This window comes from Oceanobacillus arenosus (assembly GCF_003369575.1).
Classification (GTDB): Bacteria; Bacillota; Bacilli; order Bacillales; family Amphibacillaceae; genus Oceanobacillus; species Oceanobacillus arenosus.
Map to the genome: position 1 here is coordinate 42,956 of NZ_PIOC01000024.1, position 14,869 is coordinate 57,824.

15 protein-coding genes are annotated in these 14,869 nt (G+C 39.1%); all 15 read left to right on the forward strand.

The genetic code is table 11. The features are described 5' to 3' along the window. The first annotated feature begins 7 nt into the window (after window positions 1-7). The 15 genes from bshB2 to trxB all read left to right on the forward strand — a co-directional run bounded on the left by bshB2 (window position 8) and on the right by trxB (window position 14,528). Window positions 8-667: a bacillithiol biosynthesis deacetylase BshB2 gene (bshB2, locus tag CWR48_RS16010; protein WP_115774338.1), complete on the forward strand. Its 660-nt coding sequence runs from the start codon at window positions 8-10 to the stop codon at window positions 665-667. A 130-nt stretch (window positions 668-797) separates the two neighbouring features. Beyond that, window positions 798-1,736, forward strand: coding sequence for an HPr(Ser) kinase/phosphatase (gene hprK / locus CWR48_RS16015; protein WP_115774339.1), 939 nt, complete (start codon window positions 798-800; stop codon window positions 1,734-1,736). A gap of 11 nt (window positions 1,737-1,747) precedes the next feature. Then, window positions 1,748-2,623 carry a prolipoprotein diacylglyceryl transferase gene (gene lgt / locus CWR48_RS16020; RefSeq protein WP_115774340.1) on the forward strand — a complete coding sequence of 292 codons (876 nt, stop codon included), beginning with the start codon at window positions 1,748-1,750 and terminating at the stop codon, window positions 2,621-2,623. A 26-nt stretch (window positions 2,624-2,649) separates the two neighbouring features. Further along, complete coding sequence (locus CWR48_RS16025) at window positions 2,650-3,609, forward strand: nucleoside recognition domain-containing protein (RefSeq protein ID WP_115774341.1); 960 nt, start codon at window positions 2,650-2,652, stop codon at window positions 3,607-3,609. Continuing rightward, window positions 3,584-4,219, forward strand: a complete 636-nt coding sequence (gene ppaX / locus CWR48_RS16030; RefSeq protein WP_115774342.1) for a pyrophosphatase PpaX — start codon at window positions 3,584-3,586, stop codon at window positions 4,217-4,219. Before CWR48_RS16025 ends, ppaX begins: the two co-directional genes overlap by 26 nt. Window positions 4,220-4,222: 3 nt before the next feature. Further along, complete coding sequence (locus CWR48_RS16035; RefSeq protein ID WP_115774343.1) at window positions 4,223-4,738, forward strand: acyltransferase; 516 nt, start codon at window positions 4,223-4,225, stop codon at window positions 4,736-4,738. A 5-nt stretch (window positions 4,739-4,743) separates the two neighbouring features. Then, window positions 4,744-5,292, forward strand: coding sequence for a glycerol-3-phosphate responsive antiterminator (locus tag CWR48_RS16040; protein WP_115774344.1), 549 nt, complete (start codon window positions 4,744-4,746; stop codon window positions 5,290-5,292). A gap of 603 nt (window positions 5,293-5,895) precedes the next feature. Then, window positions 5,896-6,726 (forward strand): MIP/aquaporin family protein, encoded by an 831-nt coding sequence (locus CWR48_RS16045; RefSeq protein ID WP_115774345.1) that lies wholly within the window; start codon window positions 5,896-5,898, stop codon window positions 6,724-6,726. An 11-nt stretch (window positions 6,727-6,737) separates the two neighbouring features. Then, a complete protein-coding gene (gene glpK, locus CWR48_RS16050) occupies window positions 6,738-8,231 on the forward strand; it encodes a glycerol kinase GlpK (protein ID WP_115774346.1) in 1,494 nt (497 codons plus the stop codon). Between the two features lie 101 nt (window positions 8,232-8,332). Then, a complete protein-coding gene (dhaK, locus tag CWR48_RS16055; RefSeq protein WP_115774347.1) occupies window positions 8,333-9,328 on the forward strand; it encodes a dihydroxyacetone kinase subunit DhaK in 996 nt (331 codons plus the stop codon). An 11-nt stretch (window positions 9,329-9,339) separates the two neighbouring features. Then, window positions 9,340-9,960 carry a dihydroxyacetone kinase subunit DhaL gene (gene dhaL, locus CWR48_RS16060; RefSeq protein WP_115774348.1) on the forward strand — a complete coding sequence of 207 codons (621 nt, stop codon included), beginning with the start codon at window positions 9,340-9,342 and terminating at the stop codon, window positions 9,958-9,960. Between the two features lie 3 nt (window positions 9,961-9,963). After that, window positions 9,964-10,332: a dihydroxyacetone kinase phosphoryl donor subunit DhaM gene (gene dhaM / locus CWR48_RS16065; protein ID WP_115774349.1), complete on the forward strand. Its 369-nt coding sequence runs from the start codon at window positions 9,964-9,966 to the stop codon at window positions 10,330-10,332. A gap of 254 nt (window positions 10,333-10,586) precedes the next feature. Beyond that, window positions 10,587-12,257, forward strand: coding sequence for a glycerol-3-phosphate dehydrogenase/oxidase (locus CWR48_RS16070; protein ID WP_115774350.1), 1,671 nt, complete (start codon window positions 10,587-10,589; stop codon window positions 12,255-12,257). A 135-nt stretch (window positions 12,258-12,392) separates the two neighbouring features. Then, the gene (locus CWR48_RS16075) at window positions 12,393-13,394 is read left to right on the forward strand and encodes a tetratricopeptide repeat protein (RefSeq protein ID WP_115774351.1); all 1,002 of its coding nucleotides are present in this window, start codon (window positions 12,393-12,395) and stop codon (window positions 13,392-13,394) included. Between the two features lie 177 nt (window positions 13,395-13,571). After that, the gene (trxB, locus tag CWR48_RS16080) at window positions 13,572-14,528 is read left to right on the forward strand and encodes a thioredoxin-disulfide reductase (protein ID WP_115774352.1); all 957 of its coding nucleotides are present in this window, start codon (window positions 13,572-13,574) and stop codon (window positions 14,526-14,528) included. The last annotated feature ends 341 nt before the right edge of the window (window positions 14,529-14,869 follow it).

Here is a 14,869-nt window from a genome sequence, read left to right on the forward strand (position 1 = left end):
GATTGATATGGAAACACATGTTGTTGTAATTTATCCGCATCCAGATGATGAAGCATTTGGTGCTGCAGGAACCATTGCAAAATTTCGGGATGAAGGGATACCCGTTACTTACTTATGTGGAACATTAGGTGAGATGGGCAGAAATATGGGAACTCCAACATATGCGAATCGGGAATCACTGCCGGCCATCCGCAAAAAAGAACTGATCAAGGCTTGTGAAGTACTCGATATAGAGTTAGAGATGCTAGGATACCGCGATAAAACAATTGAATTTGAAGATCGCATGGAAATTGCTGCACGTTTAAAAGGCTATTTAGATAAGCTAAAGCCGAGTTTAGTTATTACGCATTATCCAGAATATGCAGTCCATCCTGATCATAATGCATTTGGTGCAGCGGCAATCGAAGCAGTTTCGCTAATGGAAGCAGAAGATCGTCCAGCCATTTGGGCACAGGCATTTTCAAATGACCATCTTGAAGCATTAGGCATGCCAGACATCATCAATGATATTACACCTTTTTTTGATAAAAAAATGGAAGCAATTTTAGCTCATGATTCACAGGCAATGGTCTCGCTCACGCAACAACGACCAAATGAGGATCCTAATCTGGATGAGAAGGAGCGAGCGAAATTACGATTAGGGATTGAGCAATTTTATACGTTGTAGTTAAGAAAGCATATTTTCTTAATACGATAAGTACTACTGTGAGTGTCACTGAATAGCTTGATGACAACCAAGTATTCTAATGCTACAATGGGAATCAGTCAGCTAGTTTGAATGGAGGGATGGAAAAGCGATGGGAACGACGGTTCGAACAAGAGATCTTGTCGATAATTTTAATTTGACGTTAGTTGCAGGACAGGATGGCTTACATAGGGAGATAATAACGAGTGATATTTCACGTCCAGGAATGGAAATGACTGGATATTTTAAATACTATCCAAAGGAAAGGTTACAGTTGATTGGGAAAACGGAGATGGCCTATTTTCTTGAGCTTTCCGATGAAGAGAAAAGGGATCGTGCAGAAAGATTATGTACCGATATTACCCCGGGAATAATTATTTCTAGGGGAATGAGAATTCCAGAAATATTGATTGAAGCGGCAAATCAAGCGGGAGTGCCAATTCTTCAATCGCCAAGTAAAACGACGAGGGTCATTAGCCGTATAACCAATTTCCTTGAAGGGAAATTTGCTCCTTTTACAGCTATCCACGGTGTGCTCGTAGATATTTACGGGGTTGGTGTACTGATTACGGGACAGAGTGGTGTCGGAAAAAGTGAGACCGCACTTGAGCTTGTTAAACGTGGTCATCGGCTCGTGGCTGATGATAATGTAGAAATTAGACAAGAAGATTATGATAGTTTAATTGGTAATGCACCACCACTAATCGAGCATATGCTTGAAATTCGCGGACTTGGGATCATTAATGTTATGACCTTGTTTGGTGCTGGATCTGTAAGAACGAAGAAGCGGATATCAATGGTCATCACGCTCGAAAACTGGGAGGAAGGCAAACAGTATGAGCGCCTAGGTTTAGATGATGATACGATGAAAATTATGGATGTCCATTTACCAAAAGCAACCATTCCCGTTCGCCCAGGAAGAAACCTTGCAGTAATTATTGAGGTTGCGGCAATGAACTTCCGTCTGAAAAGAATGGGAGTAAATGCAGCGCAAGAGTTTTCTGATCGTTTAACAAATATGATTGAACATGAAAAAGATAGCTTACAATAGGAGATGGTTAGATGATTTATAGTGTTGCACCATTAGACCGCGTATTTTTAGAAATTGGTCCACTAACCATCTATTGGTACGGTGTAATTATCGCGGTTGGAGCGGGTTTAGGCTTGTGGCTAGCGATGAAAGAGGCGGATCGACTAGGGGTTAATAAGGAGTTATTGATTGATTTTATCGTTTTTGCTGTTCCAATCGCAATTATCTTTGCTCGAATTTATTATGTAACTTTTGAATGGGAACGTTATGCTGAAGGTCCATGGTGGGGAGTCTTTGCCATTTGGCAAGGGGGAATTGCAATCCATGGTGCTGTCATTGGCGGTGTCTTAACTGCAATCGTCTTTGCCCGTGTACGGAAGATATCGTTCTGGCAATTAGCAGATATCGTCGCACCGAGTCTAATCTTGGGGCAAGCAATTGGTCGCTGGGGAAATTTCATGAATCAAGAAGCACATGGTGGCCCGATTGCAGCAGATTCTATTGCCACTTTCTACCAAGTACTACCAGATTTTATAATGAACCAAATGACAATTGATGGTGTTACGTATCATCCAACATTTTTATATGAATCCACATGGAATATTCTCGTCTTTATTCTATTACTCTTATTGCGTAGGACGAATGTTTTACGAGGGGAAATATTCTTAAGCTATATTATCTTTTATTCCATTGGCCGCTATTTCATCGAGGGAATGCGTACCGATAGTTTGTATATTGTCGGTGAGCTACGAACAGCGCAGCTAATTTCGATATTATTGATTATTTTCGGCATTATCATGATTATCTATCGCCGCAAGACGACGACAATCAAGTATAATGATCTTCCGCCTCAAGAGAAAAGGAAACCAATAAATCGTAACAAAGCGAAAAAGAAGAAAAGAAAATAAGTTGATTTGTAAGGGGCTTTTTGCAAATGAATGGAATATTAAAACGTGGATTTTTACAAGGATTAATAACGATATGGACTTTAGGAAAAGTCATTTTTCCAATTACGTTAATTGTAACAATCTTACAGTTTACACCTGTATTGCCTTGGATTATCGAACAATTAGAGCCCATCATGGGATTAATTGGCCTTTCCGGTGAAGCAGCAGTCCCGCTAGTTCTCGGAAATACATTGAATCTTTATGCAGGTATTGCAGCAATTGTCTCGTTTGATTTTAGCGTAAAGGAAGTATTTATCATGGCGATGATGCTTTCTTTCTCACATAATTTATTCATTGAATCTGCTGTTGCCACAAGAGTTGGGGTACGCTGGTGGATTATTGTTGCGATTCGTTTGTTCCTTGCTTTGCTAACTGCAGTTGTAATTAATTTATTGTGGAGTGGCGGTGCGGGGCAAGCACAATATGGCTTAATATCGGCAACAAAGGTAGCGCCTATTGGTTGGGGAGAAATAATCGTTCACGGTATGGAAACAGCTGTAATAGCTATTTTGCAGTTAGCATTAATCGTGATTCCATTAATGATTATTATGCAATTTTTACGTGAAAAAGGCTGGCTAACGATGCTATCTAATCTGTTTGCACCGTTTATGAGATTCCTAGGAATGGATAAGAATGCATCGATGACAATGGTTGCTGGATTGACGATAGGTCTCGCATTTGGCGCGGGTTTAATGATTCAAGCAGTGAAGGAAGATGGTGTTTCTAAAAAAGATATGTATCTGGCGCTTATCTTTCTAGTTTCATGTCATGCCGTAGTGGAGGACACACTCGTCTTTATCCCATTAGGAATCCCTGTTTGGCCATTATTGATTATTCGTTTATCAACAGCAATTATCATGACAATCATCGTCGCCTTTTTCTGGAGACGTGCAGAGAATAATAAACGGAAGGAAACAACAAATGAACATAGATACGGTACTTTTTGATTTAGATGGAACACTAATTGATACAAATCAGCTTATCATCGATTCATTTAAGTATACTTTTGATCATTATCAATTATCATTTACAGATGCAGAGATAATCGAATTTAATGGTCCGCCATTAATCGAAACGTTTCATAAGATTGATCCAGACAGAGTAGAGGAAATGATTGCAAAGTATCGAGAGCATAATCTTACTGAGCATGATCATTATGTGAAAGCATTTCCGCAAGTAAAGGAAACATTAGAAGAGCTGAAGAAAAATAATGTCCGACTTGGGATTGTTACGACAAAGATGAAGGCAACAGCAATAAAAGGATTAGTACTCACGGGGTTGGATTCATTTTTTGATACGATTATTACGTTGGAAGATGTAACCCACCCGAAGCCACACCCAGAACCGGTAATGAAAGCAATGCAAGCATTAGACGCAGAAGCGAGTGCGACCTTAATGGTTGGTGACAATTCTCACGATATTGAATCAGGGAATAATGCTGGCGTACAAACTGCCGGAGTTGCTTGGTCACTGAAAGGAAAAGAGCGTCTTCTCGCACATCATCCGACATATGTTTTGGAGGAAATGCGCGAAATACTCACGATTGTAGGAGTGTAGGAGATGCGGCGAACCGAGCGATATAAGATAGAAGGGCCTAATTCCTTATGGCAGTTATATAAAACAGTATCATTTTGGAAGGTATTTAAAAATACGGTTGTTATCCTAATTGCAAAATTCGTCCCATTTATGGGAATGAAGAATTGGTTATATCGTGCTTTCTTAAAAATGAAAATCGACAAGCATACCGCGATTGCATTTATGGTCACACCAGATATTATGTTTCCTGAAAAGATAAAGATTGGAAAAAATAGTATTATTGGTTATAATACGACAATTTTGGCACATGAATATTTAATTGATGAATATCGAATAGGGGTAGTGAGTATTGGCGACGAGGTAATGGTTGGCGCCAATACGACCATTTTACCGGGTATAATTATCGGTGATCGTGCGATCGTTGCGGCAGGATCGGTTGTACAAAAGGATGTGCCAGCAGGTGCTTTTGTTGGTGGGAATCCGATGAAAGTGATTTATACGAAAGAAGAGATGGAGAAGAGAAATAGTTCAGGGCGGTGAAAAAAATGGACGTTCCCAAAGGAGTAATTCCTGCAATTCGATCGATGAAGAATTTTGACAGAGCCTTGGAGACTAAACACGAAACGATTATTTTTTTAGAAACACGGCTTGGACAGTTGAAGAGCATGGTAGATTATGCAAAACGTGCAAACAAGAAGGTCCTTATTCATTTTGACTTGATTCAAGGTTTAAAGGCAGATGAATACGGTATGGAGTTTTTGATTCATGAAATTAAGCCAGATGGTATTTTATCGACAAGGGCAAATGTTATATCATTGGCAAAGAAGCATAAGCTATTAGCGATTCAGCGCATGTTCTTACTTGATAGTTTAGCGCTTGATCATAATTTAAAACTTATCGAACGATCTCGACCAGATTGTATCGAGGTTCTTCCGGGATTAATGCCAAGTATGATAGAACAAATTTATGAAAATACGAAGCTGCCGCTTATTGCTGGAGGGTTGATTACAACAGAAGAGGATGTTAGGAATGCGCTTGATGCAGGTGCAATTGCTATTTCTACATCGAAAAAAGATTTATGGGATTTATTATAAAGCATAATTGCTATAGTTGTTGCTGTTTAGGTAAAGTATGTGTTCATATCTAAATAGTGTTAAATCAAAGAAGATTATTAGTGGATTTGCTTTTCAAATATTACGATGTACTGCACAATCCCCAGCGGAAGAAATACATGGAGACTCCTGCGAGTAGGCTCACCAGCTCCCCTAAGGTGCGCTTAGTGTATTCTGGAGCGACCGGTCCGAGCTCCTTTCGCACACTAGAATACTTGGCACTTTTGAGTCAACGAAGATTTATTATTCCTCCATTGTAAGGTTACTAACTAAAACATATTTTCCTGCATTAAGAAAATTTTTATTAATTATTTAGGGAAGTGATTTGACAGCGGTTACAATTTGCGCTATACTTTAAGAACAAGTTAATTATGTGATGGAGAAATGGAGACCCACATTGCAATTGTACTAGCTAAGAGAGGAGTATGTCTATTGTAGTGTGGGTCTTTTTCTGCTTCATAATTATACTAGTTCGCTTGTTAGAAAGAATTGGGAGCGTTTCAATTTGACAAAGTGAACGAAGGCTACCCAAGGAAATCTAGGGCAAGCTAATTCAAAAATATAGATAAAAAGGGGTGTAGTGTGATGTCGGAGTTTTTAGGTGAATTAATTGGCACAATGATTCTAATCATCTTTGGTGGCGGAGTAGTCGGTGGAGTAGTATTGAAGAAGACGAAAGCAGAAGGAGCAGGATGGATTGTAATCACCATTGGCTGGGGACTTGCTGTTGCAATGGGGGTATATGCAGTAGGAAGCTTCACTGGTGCACATTTAAATCCAGCCGTTACATTAGGATTTGCTTCTGTTGGTGAACTACCATGGGCAAAGGTGCCAGCATATATTAGTGGGCAAATCATTGGTGCATTTATCGGAGCAGTTATTGTTTATCTTAATTATTTACCACATTGGAAGGCTACAAAAGATCAAGAAGCTAAACTAGCAGTCTTTTCAACCGGTCCAGCGATTCGCAGTCCACTATCAAATTTAATAAGTGAGATGATTGGAACATTTATTTTAGTGGCGGGGATAATGTTTATCGGTGCAAATGAATTTACAGAGGGATTAAATCCATTAATTGTTGGTGCATTAATTGTTGCGATTGGTATGTCTCTTGGTGGTACGACAGGTTATGCGATAAACCCTGCACGTGATTTTGGCCCGAGAATTGCACATGCAATATTGCCGATTCCAGGCAAGGGAAGTTCTGACTGGGGTTACGCATGGATTCCAATCGTTGGTCCAATTCTTGGTGGCGTATACGGAGCAGTATTTTACCAAGCAATATTCTTAGGGAATTTCTCAACTTTATTTTGGGTGTTAAGTGCCATAGTAGCGATACTTATGATTGGTGCAGCATATACAGAATTAACAAAGAAAGATAATAGTTCTTCGAAAGTACAAGAAAAAATTGGATAGGGGAGAATCACATGACTGAAAAATATATCTTATCATTAGACCAAGGGACAACAAGCTCGAGGGCAATATTATTTAATCATAATGGGGAAATAGTGGAAACAGGGCAGAAGGAATTTCAACAATATTTCCCGAAACCGGGCTGGGTGGAGCATGATGCCAATGAAATTTGGACATCTGTATTAGCTTGTATTGCAGATGTCTTACGAAAATCAGATGTGGACCCAAGTCAAATTGCTGGTATTGGAATCACAAATCAACGGGAAACAACCGTCGTTTGGGATAAAAATACAGGAAAACCGATCTATCATGCAATCGTATGGCAGTCAAGGCAAACAGAGGAAATCTGCAAATCCCTAGCTGAACAAGGTTATAACGACATTATTCGAGAAAAAACAGGATTGCTAATTGACCCGTACTTCTCGGGAACAAAGGTTAAATGGATTCTCGATAATGTAGATGGTGCGAGGGAAAAGGCAGAAGCCGGTGATTTATTATTTGGCACGATGGATACATGGCTTGTTTACCAGCTATCTGGTAAGACAACACATATTACGGATTATTCAAATGCTTCAAGAACATTGATGTTCAATATTTACGATCTTAAATGGGATGATGAATTACTTGATATTTTGACTGTTCCGAAGAGCATGCTTCCAGAAGTACGTCAGTCTTCTGAAATCTATGCGAATACGGTAGGTTATCATTTCTATGGACATGAAGTTCCAATTGCTGGAATCGCTGGCGATCAGCAGGCGGCACTATTTGGGCAAGCATGCTTTGAACAAGGAATGGCGAAAAACACGTATGGTACTGGATGTTTCATGTTAATGAATACTGGTGAAAAAGCGGTTAAGTCAGAGAATGGTCTGCTTACTACTTTAGCCTGGGGTGTCGACGGAAAGGTTGAATATGCCCTGGAGGGAAGTATTTTCGTTGCAGGTTCTGCAATCCAATGGTTGCGTGACGGCTTAAAGCTAATTGATAGTGCCCCGCAAAGTGAGGCATTTGCAAAACAAGTGGATACGACAGATGGTGTGTATATGGTTCCTGCATTTGTTGGACTAGGAACTCCGTATTGGGATAGTGATGCACGTGGTGCTGTATTTGGTTTAACACGGGGAACAACGAAGGAGCATTTTATTCGTGCAACACTGGAATCTTTAGCATATCAAACGAAGGATGTTCTTGATGCAATGATTACTGACTCAGGAATTGAATTAAAGGCGTTAAGAGTCGATGGAGGAGCAGTAAAGAATGATCTATTAATGCAATTTCAAAGTGATATGCTGAGTGTGCCAGTAGACCGCCCAGTAGTTCAAGAAACAACAGCACTTGGTGCAGCATATCTAGCGGGCTTAGCTGTTGGCTATTGGCAGGATAAAGAGGAGATTGCGAAACAATGGAAAAATGATCGCACCTTTACGAATGAAATGGAAGAGGAACAACGTAATCGACTGTATTCAGGCTGGCAGAAGGCGGTAGAGGCAACGAGAGTATTTAAATAGGTAATGCAGTGGGAGACCAAATATCTAAGTTTTTTAGATGATAACTCTGGTCTCCCTTTTTCAGAAAATCCATCATAATATTGCTTTGGGGAGTGGTCAGGTTGAAAAAGATTATTAATGATCCAAATTTAGTCGTTCAAGATATGCTAAAAGGGATGGTTTCAGCTAATCCATCTGCAATTAAACAATTACCAGAAACAACTGTAATCGTCAGAAGTGATGTACCTACTGTAAATAAAGTTGGTTTAGTTAGTGGAGGAGGAAGTGGGCATGAGCCAGCCCATGCAGGATATGTAGGGAAGGGAATGCTCGATGCAGCAGTTGCAGGTGAGGTTTTTACATCACCGACTCCGGATCAAGTGTTAGAGGGTATTAAAGCGGTTAATGGCAATGCAGGCGTTTTTCTAATTATTAAGAATTATACAGGTGATGTACTGAATTTCGAGATGGCTGCTGAACTCGCGGAAGCGGAAGGTATTAAAGTGGAACAAGTTATTGTTAATGACGATGTTGCCGTTGAAGATAGTTCCTTTACTACCGGTAGAAGGGGGATTGCGGGAACCATCTTTGTCCATAAAATTGCTGGTGCAAAGGCGGAACAAGGTGCAGCGTTAGATGAGGTGAAATCAGTAGCAGAAAAAGTAGTTGCAAATGTTCGTTCGATGGGAATGGCTTTAACTCCGTGTACAGTTCCTGCTGCTGGTAAGCCTAGCTTCGAGCTAAAAGAAAATGAAATGGAAATCGGGATTGGTATCCATGGTGAGTCTGGGATTGAGCGGAAGGAAATTTCGACTGCCGATGAAATTGCAAGTGAATTGGTTCATAAAATCCTTGATGATGGCGTACATGGACCCGGTGATGAAGTTGCCGTCATGATTAATGGATTAGGCTCTACACCAGAAATGGAATTATATATCATAAACAGTAAGGTGAATGAAATATTAAATGAAAAAGGCATTCATGTTTACAAAACGTTTGTTGGCGAATATATGACAGCATTAGAAATGGCTGGTTGCTCTGTAACCTTACTGAAATTGGATGATGAGCTTAAAAGTCTGTTGGATTCTAGATCAGAGGCGCCTGCTTTTCTTGTTTAAGGAGGAGAAACATGGAATTACGAGTGGAAGATGCGATTCAATGGTTTACAAAGGTGAATGAAAAAATCCAGGAAAATAAAGATTATCTAACCTCTTTAGATCAAGTAATTGGCGATAGTGATCATGGGATTAATATGGCTAGAGGATTTCAAGAGGTCGAAAATAAACTATCGACACAGGAATACCAAGAAGTTGCAGATGTATTAAAAGAAGTTGCGATGACATTAATATCAAAGGTTGGAGGTGCATCAGGCCCGTTGTTCGGAACGGCTTTCTTAAAATTTTCACAGGCTGTGAAGGGAATAAATCCAGTAGACTATACTAGTTTTACAAGTGGTATTGAAGAAGCTTTACAGGGTGTGATGCATCGGGGAAAAGCCACAACTGGTGAGAAAACGATGATTGATGTTTGGGCGCCCGTAGTGCATTCCTTTCAAGAAGCACATGATTTTGAAGATAATCCCTTTTTGAAAGTGGCAAAGCAAGCGATGGAGGATACGAAGGACATTATGGCAACGAAAGGCCGTGCAGCATATTTCAAGGGAAAATCGATTGGTTATATTGATCCGGGTGCTGCTTCCACATATCTAATTTTCGAAGCACTTGAAGAAGTAATCAAAGGGAGTAAATAGTGTATGTCATATGTTGGAATCGTGTTAATTTCTCATAGTCCTAAAATAGTAGAAGGTCTAAAGGAGCTGATACGCGAAGTAATTCAAGATGTTCCTATTGAATTAGCAGGTGGCACCGAAGAAAATGAGATTGGAACAAGCATGGAGAAAATTATGAAGGCGGTAAATGATGCAGATAAAGGGAAAGGTGTCATCCTTTTCTATGATATTGGTAGTGCAAAAATGAATGCCGAAATGGCGATTGAAATGTTGGAAACAGAGGCGATTTTAGTCGAAGCACCTTTAGTTGAAGGCTCATATGTTGCGGCGGTTGAATCAGGTATGGGGAAAAGTTTGATGGAAATTGTAAATGCAATGGAAAAGAACTTTTAGATAATTAGTCTAATTACTGTACGATAAGTAAAAAATATGGTATATTTAAATTAAGTTAATAAGCTTTGGACGGAGAATTGGAGAAGCCGCAACAGTTAATGCAGATATGCATTAGTTTGTTTGTGGCTTTTTTTCTATTCTTTGACATACTAAATAGAGCTACTTCACATTGGTTGTAATAAATAATAATGATTTATAAAGAGTTATTAAGGTCTGCACAGATATCTACAAAAAAGGAATGGAAGTGTTCAGTTATGACAATGTTTTCAAGCTTTGATCGGATAGACACATTCAATAAATTGGAAAATGAATCCTATGATGTATTAATTATTGGTGGCGGTATAACTGGTGCAGGTATTGCCCTAGACGCTGTAACTCGAGGATTAAAAGTAGGGTTAGTGGAAATGCAGGATTTCGCTGGTGGAACCTCCAGCAGGTCAACCAAGCTTGTCCATGGAGGACTACGTTATTTGCAACAATTTGAAATTAAAATGGTAGCAGAAATCGGTAAGGAACGAGCGATTGTATATGAAAATGGGCCACATGTAACAACCCCTGAATGGATGATGCTCCCATTCCATAAAGGAAGCACATTGGGACCATTCACAACGAATATCGGACTCCGTGTATATGATTTTCTAGCGGGAGTAAAGAAAAGTGAACGGCGAAAAATGCTTAGCCCACAGGAGGCACTGCAAAGAGAACCATTAATTAAAAAAGATGGACTGAAGGGTGCTGGATATTATGTGGAATATAAAACCGATGATGCAAGGCTAACAATTGAGGTCATGAAGAAAGCAGTGGCTAGTGGAGTAAGGGCAATTAATTATGCAAAGGTTACAGACTTTATCTATGACGAATCAAAGAAAATTGTTGGAATAACTGTCGAGGACCAAATTGATCAAGGAACATATAACCTTTATGCGAAAAAAATCATCAATGCAGGTGGTCCATGGGTTGATGAATTGCGAGAAATCGATGGCTCGAAAAAGGGGAAAACATTGCATTTAACGAAAGGGATTCATCTTGTTTTTCCGAAAAACGTATTCCCATTAGAGCAAGCAATTTATTTTGATACACCAGATGGTCGAATGATTTTTGCAATTCCACGAGGTAATAAAACCTATGTAGGAACGACAGATACAACCTATAAGGGAAATATCGCCCATCCAGTGATGACGGAAGCGGATGAAAATTATGTGCTAAATGCAATAAATTACATGTTTCCATCATTGAAGATGAAGAAGGAAGATGTCGAATCAAGTTGGACCGGAATTCGCCCTTTAATTGAGGAAGAAGGAAAAAATAGCCCAAGCGAAATTTCACGGAAGGATGAAATCTTCGTATCTGACTCTGGTCTGATCTCGATGGCAGGTGGAAAATTGACAGGATATCGGAAAATGGCAGAGCAAGCAGTAGATACAGTGGTTAAGCAATTAAAAGCAGAAGAAGGAATTATTTATACCGAATCAGCAACCATTCATTTACCAATCTCTGGTGGAGATGTTGGTGGTTCGACTGGGTTCCAATCTTTCAAACAACAAAAAGTAAACGAAGGAATAGAACTTGGATTGGACGAAGCAACCGCATCGGAATTCGTTGCAACATATGGTTCCAATGTCGATATACTGTTTGATATTTATCAAAGTAGAAAAGAAGAAGCAGTAAAAGAGAATATTGATCCTGCTGTATTTGCGAAACTGATCTATGCAATGGAGTATGAAGCAGCATATAAACCAGTTGACTTCTTTATTCGGAGAACGGGTGCATTATTTTTTGATATCCATTGGGTGAGAACGAATAAGGAGAATGTCATACAATATATGGCGAAGATCTTACAGTGGAATGAAGAACAACGGGTGCGTTATGTTTCCGAATTGGAGCAGTTGATGCATGAAGCAGTAACACCGGTAAAAGATGCATAAGTATTCCAACCTAATCTACAATAGATGCACATTAAATAAGATTGCCATAGACAATTTTGCCCGCAGGCTCTATAATTACGGGCTGTAATGTGGTATACTTTCACGTGTGTATGTCTTGTAGTTAGGGGGATATCGATGACACAAGTGAAAAACAAAGCAAAAGAAAAATCAAATAATGTTATCCCTTTTATTCCTGAAGGTGATTTTTATTTCACAAAAGGTGTCGAAGCCTTTCAAAATAGAAAGTTTAATATTGCGATAAAATGGATGAAAAAGGCGATTGAAGCGAAGCCGAATGATCCCTTGTATCAATGTCAAATGTCCGTTATATATACAGAGATTGGCGCATATCATGCTGCAAATCAGTTGTTGACGAATGTATTACAATCAACGGAATATACGGATTGTTATTATTTAATTGCAAATAATTATGCACATTTGGGTCTCTTAAATGATGCAGAAAAGTATGTGAGCCTCTATCTCGAAAAGGAGCCGAAAGGTGAGTTTAGCGAGGATGCATTGGCATTATTGGACCTAATTGATATTGTTGATGTGGATGATGAGGACGACGACTTTGAGCTTGAAGATGAAGATGAATTACTTATCTATCAAGAAACGGCATTTTACCATATGGAAAATATGGAATGGGAAAAAGCACTTCCAGTCATTGAGGAAATGGTTACACTATTCCCTGAATATATGCTTGCAAAGCATGATTACTCGCAGGTCCTATTTTTCTTAGGGCGTGAAGAGGAAGCGGTGCAAATGGAATTGGATATTTTGAAGCAAAATCCAAACACATTGTACAGCCATATAAACCTTGCATTGTTTTATCATGAATTAAATGATGAAGCAGCATACAAAATGCATATCCATACATTATTAAATGTATATCCAATGCATGAACAGCAGAAACTACGTATTGCGGTAACCTTAGCGAGAACGGAGCAGTATCAGGATGCCTATCAACGTTTTATTTCACTTTCAAAAGGAAGGCTAAAAAACCACCCATCCTATTATCGATGGTATAGTATAACAGCATTCAATGTAGGTGAGCCGGCGAAGGCACTTTCATTATGGGAAGAAGGATGTAAGCAGCACCCATCATTATCGAAGGAAGCAGGACCTTGGGAATAATTAATATAAGGTCCTTTTTTTCACGCATTAACGGGCTGTAAATTCCTGATTCTGTTCAACTAACATTCAGTGGTACTGGATGTTAGTTTCACTTTATGAGCAGAATAATAGACGAATCAGGTTTAGTTTATTAAGCTAGAGATAGTACAAAGTAAATTTAAAGAAAGGACGATTAATATGTCCGAAGAACGTATGTATGACGTAATTATTGCAGGTGCTGGACCAGCTGGAATGACAGCAGCAGTGTATGCATCTCGTGCAAACTTAGATACATTAATGTTAGAACGAGGAATGCCTGGAGGACAAATGGCAAACACAGAAGATGTGGAGAACTACCCAGGTTATGAAAATATTTTAGGACCAGAACTTTCAACGAAAATGTTTGAACATGCTAAGAAATTCGGTGCAGAATATGCATACGGAGAAATCAAAGAAGTCGTTGATCATGGTAATTACAAGACGATTATTGCTGGGAATAAAGAATACAATACGAGGGCACTAATCATTACAACTGGTGCACAATTTAAGAAATTGGGCATCGAAGGCGAAAATGAACTTGGTGGTCGTGGCGTATCTTATTGTGCTGTGTGTGATGGTGCGTTCTTTAAACAGAAGAATCTTGTTGTCATCGGTGGTGGAGATTCTGCTGTTGAGGAAGGAATTTATTTAACTCGTTTTGCAGATAAGGTTACGATTGTCCATCGCCGTGATCAATTACGTGCCCAAAAGATTATTCAGCAACGCGCATTTGCAAATGAAAAAATCGACTTTATTTGGGATACCGTTGTAAATAAAATCAACGGACCTGAGGGAAAAGTAAGTAGTGTCACTCTTAAAAATAATATTACGGGTGAAGAATCAGAATTTGCAGCGGATGGTGTTTTTGTTTACATTGGTATGGTACCACTTAGTGAACCATTTAAATCGCTTGGAATTACGAATGAAGAAGGCTACATTCCAACAAATGAAAATATGGAAACAAATGTAGCTGGTATATTTGCAGCAGGTGATATTCGCGAAAAACAACTTCGACAAATTGTGACAGCAACCGGTGATGGTAGTATTGCCGCTGAAGCTGCAATTAAGTATGTAGAAGATCTTGCAGAAGAAGCAAAAGCAGCAAAAGTTAATTAAATTTTAACTGCTTCTTAACGCTCCTGTAATACATTCGCAATATAAATGAGGTATATTATAGATAACTAATTGACCCCCTTTTAATAGATAAATTAGTTTTTGCACAGGTGCTCGCACCTGTGTCTTTTTTTTGTAGAAGCCCTTGTAATTAAATTGTCGAATATAGTGGTTAATTTGATTATGAATTTAATCTTTCCTAATCATGACGAATGGAAGTTTCACCTTATCCATAGTATAATAAACATAGTGAACTTTTTTGTAGGTAAGAAAGTGTAAAGACTTTCTTACTACATAAGTGCAACCAAGTTTTCTAATATATTTAGCGGATGAAGGTATTTAGT

Excerpts from the sequence above, each read along its gene's own strand:
- bshB2 (WP_115774338.1), top strand. The coding sequence starts at position 8 with ATGGAAACACATGTTGTTGTAATTTATCCGCATCCAGATGATGAAGCA.
- hprK (WP_115774339.1), top strand. The coding sequence starts at position 798 with ATGGGAACGACGGTTCGAACAAGAGATCTTGTCGATAATTTTAATTTG.
- lgt (WP_115774340.1), top strand. The coding sequence starts at position 1,748 with ATGATTTATAGTGTTGCACCATTAGACCGCGTATTTTTAGAAATTGGT.
- CWR48_RS16025 (WP_115774341.1), top strand. The coding sequence starts at position 2,650 with ATGAATGGAATATTAAAACGTGGATTTTTACAAGGATTAATAACGATA.
- ppaX (WP_115774342.1), top strand. The coding sequence starts at position 3,584 with ATGAACATAGATACGGTACTTTTTGATTTAGATGGAACACTAATTGAT.
- CWR48_RS16035 (WP_115774343.1), top strand. The coding sequence starts at position 4,223 with ATGCGGCGAACCGAGCGATATAAGATAGAAGGGCCTAATTCCTTATGG.
- CWR48_RS16040 (WP_115774344.1), top strand. The coding sequence starts at position 4,744 with ATGGACGTTCCCAAAGGAGTAATTCCTGCAATTCGATCGATGAAGAAT.
- CWR48_RS16045 (WP_115774345.1), top strand. The coding sequence starts at position 5,896 with ATGTCGGAGTTTTTAGGTGAATTAATTGGCACAATGATTCTAATCATC.
- glpK (WP_115774346.1), top strand. The coding sequence starts at position 6,738 with ATGACTGAAAAATATATCTTATCATTAGACCAAGGGACAACAAGCTCG.
- dhaL (WP_115774348.1), top strand. The coding sequence starts at position 9,340 with ATGGAATTACGAGTGGAAGATGCGATTCAATGGTTTACAAAGGTGAAT.
- dhaM (WP_115774349.1), top strand. The coding sequence starts at position 9,964 with ATGTCATATGTTGGAATCGTGTTAATTTCTCATAGTCCTAAAATAGTA.
- CWR48_RS16070 (WP_115774350.1), top strand. The coding sequence starts at position 10,587 with ATGACAATGTTTTCAAGCTTTGATCGGATAGACACATTCAATAAATTG.
- CWR48_RS16075 (WP_115774351.1), top strand. The coding sequence starts at position 12,393 with ATGACACAAGTGAAAAACAAAGCAAAAGAAAAATCAAATAATGTTATC.
- trxB (WP_115774352.1), top strand. The coding sequence starts at position 13,572 with ATGTCCGAAGAACGTATGTATGACGTAATTATTGCAGGTGCTGGACCA.